Genomic DNA, 1,983 nt, shown 5'->3' with positions numbered 1-1,983 from the left:
GTCTATGCTGGACGGGCTCAGAAGTGGGTCTCCGACGAACAGGAAACTACCCGACGGGTGGAGGCGCGCATACGTTCGCCCATACACGGGGGGGACAAGGGCGCCGAGCTCTTCGGTGCCCGTCGCGATGTCGATCGTATGGATACTGCCCGGCTGGTCGGTATCCGGAATGAAATGCACACGGCCCTGCCCGTCCAGAACAAGATCGAAGACTGTCCCCGATACTTTCACCAGGAGCGGGTCGTGGGCAGGCTGCTGCCCGACCTGTGCGAGGTCGACGACGCTGATGAGCCCTTCGTGCCCCACGGCCGCTGAAAGTCCATCCGGCGAGACCGAAACGGAAGTAGGCTGCTTGGTCAGCGGCACTGATTTTTCCGTGCCTGTCGAGGTATCGTAGACGTACAAGGCGTTGGCCGGGTAAGTCGCCGCCATCACGATCTGATCGAGGCTGCGGCTGTATTCTGCGTCGCGCACATCGTGCGTAAGCGCAGCGCGGCCTTGCACAGGCAGTGGCGTGGCCTCCAGGTCGGGAGGCGGGCCAGTCTCGCCGGTAGCCGGATCCGTGCCCGTCACGGTGTAGGTGATAGGGATGGTCAGCGGGCTGCCGGCAAGTGGCTGGGTACATGCCTGGTCACGGCAGGTGTGGATCGTCAGCCGGTCGGTGTACGTGCCATTGAACAACGTGCTCGGTGGCCGGTGATAGATAAAGACCGGCACGAGCGTGGGGCCTCGCAGATCGACGTCTACTCCCGTGATGGCGGCCTTCGTGTAATCGCCGTAGAGCACCAGGCCGGCTGTGGTCGTGTTGTGTAACGTCAGAATCACGTTCGACTTGACAGTCGGATGAGCCCGATCCGAGGTGAAACCCGTCGTCGCCGGATCGAAGCTGATCGAGGGCGTCGGCGGAGGATCGGCGGGCGCCCCGGGACCCCCCGAGCCCGAGCCACCGCAAGTCGGCAGGCCGAGGCACAGCAAAGTGATCCCGAAGACAGTCGACCACCGGCTGATCCATCCAGCACCTTTTGCCGGCACTAGCGCGATACCAGGCTCTCGGCCAGCTAGCGAAGCTTCCTGATGGCATTCGGGAGCGAACGACTGGGCTACGTCAACGAAATCCATTTCGGTGTCGCCTTCGCTGGTACATCGGTGCCAAGCATCTTCGGCGAATCTCGGCCGGCCAGGCAAGTGCGATGATCCGGACCAGTGAATGTCCTTTGGGCCGAAAGGCAACTCTGGCGAGCGCCGGCTTTACGGCGTCCTGTCTCAAGATCGCCGGTGTCGAAAGACCAGGCGGCCCGGCGAAGTCGCCGCTTCGGCTCCTCCGGCCGCCCCGTCCGTAGCTGTGAACGACTTCATATTCCAGGCCGTCGGTGCAAAGGCATCGAATGCCTTTCTACAAACTCCATGGTCCGCGACCTCATGACGAACAAACAGGCGCGCGTCCTCGGCCTGCGCCGCAACGCTACAGAGTTGACCCCTTTATCAGGCCCGGTCCGCCGTCCTCATTCTCCCGGCGCGAAGCAGTATGCACACAGCTTGTTGCCGATCGGATCGCGCACGTAGGCGGCATAGGCCGTCGGCGTGAAATCGCGCGGGCCCGGAGCGCCTTCGTCCGTCCCGCCGTTGGCCAGGGCGGCCGCGTGGAAGGCGCGAACCGAGGCGCGCGTCGATGCGGCGAATCCGATCGTGCCGCCGTTGGCGAGGCACGCCGACTTGCCGTCACGGGGCTTCGTGATCAGGAACTCGGGTCCCTGAGCGCCATACAGGAACGCGTTCTCACCCATCGGACCGAGATTCTTGACGCCGAGCGGCGCCAGCGTCGCGTCATAGAACTTGCGCGACTGCGCTACATCGTTTGCACCCAGCACCACGTGCGTGAATATCGACATCTGATTTCGCTCCTTCAGTTTGGGAATGGACAGGATAAAGCAAGTGCTGCGGACATGCCTGTGTCGTAAGTGGATTTGCGCTGGTGGGCAGAAC

The 1,983-nt window shown here is 63.2% G+C and carries 2 protein-coding genes; both read right to left on the bottom strand.

Annotated elements, in window-relative coordinates:
* A partial coding sequence (locus WCE35_RS05340) for a YncE family protein (protein WP_424592303.1) occupies positions 1 to 1,119 on the bottom strand: 1,119 nt, incomplete at its 3' end.
* Between the two features lie 383 nt (positions 1,120 to 1,502).
* Positions 1,503 to 1,983: VOC family protein (locus WCE35_RS05335; RefSeq protein WP_424592302.1), on the bottom strand; the 481-nt coding region annotated here is incomplete at its 5' end.

The organism is Bradyrhizobium sp. (assembly GCF_049691595.1).
In the GTDB taxonomy this organism is placed as follows: domain Bacteria; phylum Pseudomonadota; class Alphaproteobacteria; order Rhizobiales; family Xanthobacteraceae; genus Bradyrhizobium.
This window is presented reverse-complemented; position numbering and strand designations above follow the sequence as displayed.